This is a genomic window from Mesorhizobium sp. M7A.F.Ca.CA.002.15.2.1 (assembly GCF_003998715.1).
GTDB classification, from domain to species: Bacteria; Pseudomonadota; Alphaproteobacteria; order Rhizobiales; family Rhizobiaceae; genus Mesorhizobium; species Mesorhizobium ciceri.
The window spans coordinates 1-2,546 of sequence record NZ_RZPI01000750.1; the positions used below are offsets into that span (position 1 = coordinate 1).

Genomic DNA, 2,546 nt, shown 5'->3' on the forward strand with positions numbered 1-2,546 from the left:
GTGTCCGCGCCCGCATCGGCAACCTCACCCATTGGCTGACCGAGAGCGCACCCGACATCGTCTGCCTGCAGGAGATCAAGACGGTCGACGAGCAGTTCCCGCGCGCCGAGATCGAGGCGCTTGGCTACAATGTCGAAACCCATGGCCAAAAGGGTTTCAACGGCGTCGCGCTGTTGTCGAAGCTGCGCTTCGACGAGGTGATCAGGGGCCTGCCCGGCGACGATGCCGATGAACAGGCGCGTTTCATCGAAGGCGTTTTCTCAACCGACAAGGGCGCCTTGCGTGTCGCCTCGCTCTATCTGCCGAACGGCAATCCGATCGATGACGAGAAGAAGTTTCCTTACAAGCTGTCCTGGATGGCGCGGCTTGAGCGCTGGGCCGAAGAACGGCTGAGACTTGAGGAGGCTCTGGTGCTCGCCGGCGACTACAACGTCATTCCCGAGCCGATCGACGCGCGGTTTCCGGAGAATTGGCTGGGCGACGCCCTGTTCCAGCCGCAGACGCGACAGGCCTTCCGTCGGCTGCTCAATCTTGGTTTCACCGAGGCGGTGCGCGCGGTCACCGACGCGCGCGACACCTATACGTTCTGGGACTATCAGGCCGGCGCCTGGCAGAAGAACAACGGCATCCGTATCGACCACCTGCTTTTGTCGCCGGAAGCCGCCAACCGATTCTCATCGGCCTCTATCGAAAAGCATGTGCGCGCTTGGGAAAAACCATCCGACCATGTCCCGGTGGCGATCGATCTCGCGCTTCAGCCGGCTTGAGAGAACCCTCGCCGGGCCCGTCTGCGCTGAACCCTCATATCGCCACATTTCGCGCCGTTCATTGCAGACCAGCATGGCGGCTGGGGTTCCATGAGCGCACGATTTCATCTTTGTCCCATTGGCCTGGCATTTGCCATGGCCGTTCCTGGTACGGCATTTGCCGACCAGGAATGCCTGGCCAATGGAAAATCCTACCAGATCGGTCAGGTCGCCTGCCTGACGGTGGCCGAGCAGAGCCATCTGGCCCGCTGCGATATGGTGCTCAACAACACCTCGTGGACGAAGATCGGGGATAGCTGCCCGGAAAACACGCTGGCGCCACACCCCCATGTCACGCCGATCTCGACGCCGGCGCCCAGCATGGTGCCGACGGAGCCGATCGCGAACTGAGCCAATCTCCCGCTTCGTGGGGGAGATCGGCAGTTCAGCCGCCAGCAAAACTACTGGTCCGCGTTGTTGCCCTTGGTGAGGATATCATCGGCCAGCGAGATCGCGGTGCGGCGGTCGGCCTCGCCGGCGGTGGCAAATGCCTCTTCCTGCATGCCGCGGATCCAGGGCTGGTCAGCGGGCGAAGCGCGTTCGAGCGCTGCCGTCATCATCGCCAGGCCGCGAACGATCTTGCCGCTCTGGAACAACAGATGGCCCAGCGTCGCCTGGGCGCCGGCATGGCCTTTCTCGGCGGCGAGTTGGAACCAGCGCCCGGCCTGCTTGACGCTGGCCGTCACCCCGCCCCCGCCCTTCAGGAACATCTGCCCCATCTCGAACTGTGCGTTCGGGTTGCGGTAGTTGGCAGCCGCGCGCATGTAGTATTCCTGGGCCGCCACCTCGTTCTCGGTGACCGGGCTGCCGGGAATGCCCGTGCGCAAATAGTCGCCAAGCGCCACCAGCGCATCGGAGACATAGCTTTCCTCGGGCGAGCCGGGCTCGACATCCTGGTCGACGATCTCGGAGAAGAACTTGAACGCCTCATAGTCGTCGCGCGCCACGCCGTCGCCCTCGGCATACATGCGGGCAAGCTTCCAGGTGGCGCCGATCTGGCCGTTTTCGGCGGCGTATTTGTAGGCCTCGGCAGCCTGCTCCTTGTGGCCGTTCTTGTAGGCGGAGAAGCCGAACTGGAAGACCGCCCAGGGGCTCGATTGCGGCTTCACCCCGGTCTTGTCGTCGAACACCTTGTCGTCGAAGGCCATGGCCTGGCCGACGGCGCCAAAGGTCGCGCCAAACGTGGCGGCCACGACCAGTGCCGAAAAGACAGATGACCTCAACAACTCAGATGTCCGCATAACAGTGTGTTTCTTTCGCACCGCCCGGATGGGTCACCGCGCCATCGCGCGCTGGCCCCACCGTCTGTGCATATTTCCATATCGCGCCCGACTGATAATCGGTCGCGCGCGCCTTCCATGTCTTTGCCCTCGCCGCCAGTTCGCTATCGGACAACGCCACGTCGATCGTGCCGTTCACCGCGTCGATCGAGATCACGTCACCATCCCTGAGCAGTCCGATCGGGCCACCCACGGCTGCTTCGGGGCCGACATGGCCGATGCAGAAACCGCGCGTCGCGCCCGAGAAGCGCCCGTCGGTGATCAGAGCCACCTTGCCGCCCATGCCCTGGCCGTAGAGTGCTGCCGTCGTCGACAGCATCTCGCGCATGCCGGGGCCGCCGCGCGGTCCTTCGTAGCGAATGACGAGAACCTCGCCTTCCCTGTAGTTGCGATGCGTCACCGCCTCGAAACATTCCTCTTCTGAATCGAAGCAGCGTGCCGGCCCGGAGAATTTCAACTC

The 2,546-nt window shown here is 63.5% G+C and carries 4 protein-coding genes; 2 read left to right on the plus strand and 2 right to left on the minus strand.

The features are described 5' to 3' along the window. A partial coding sequence (gene xth, locus ENZ74_RS28685) for an exodeoxyribonuclease III (RefSeq protein ID WP_127313174.1) occupies positions 1-767 on the plus strand: 767 nt, incomplete at its 5' end. 135 nt (positions 768-902) lie between these two features. After that, complete coding sequence (locus tag ENZ74_RS28690) at positions 903-1,157, plus strand: hypothetical protein (protein ID WP_244506831.1); 255 nt, start codon at positions 903-905, stop codon at positions 1,155-1,157. A 50-nt stretch (positions 1,158-1,207) separates the two neighbouring features. Here ENZ74_RS28690 and ENZ74_RS28695 read toward each other — a convergent pair whose 3' ends face one another. Next, on the minus strand, positions 1,208-2,047 hold the full coding sequence (locus tag ENZ74_RS28695) for a tetratricopeptide repeat protein (RefSeq protein WP_127313175.1): 840 nt from the start codon (positions 2,045-2,047) through the stop codon (positions 1,208-1,210). Continuing rightward, on the minus strand, positions 2,034-2,546 hold a 513-nt coding region (locus ENZ74_RS35415; protein WP_245471024.1), incomplete at its 5' end, for a dihydroxy-acid dehydratase. The genes ENZ74_RS28695 and ENZ74_RS35415, both read right to left, overlap by 14 nt.

What these genes read in the sequence shown, in the direction of transcription:
- ENZ74_RS28690 (WP_244506831.1), top strand. Translation starts at nt 903, where the DNA reads ATGGCCGTTCCTGGTACGGCATTTGCCGACCAGGAATGCCTGGCCAAT.
- ENZ74_RS28695 (WP_127313175.1), bottom strand. Translation starts at nt 2,047, where the DNA reads ATGCGGACATCTGAGTTGTTGAGGTCATCTGTCTTTTCGGCACTGGTC.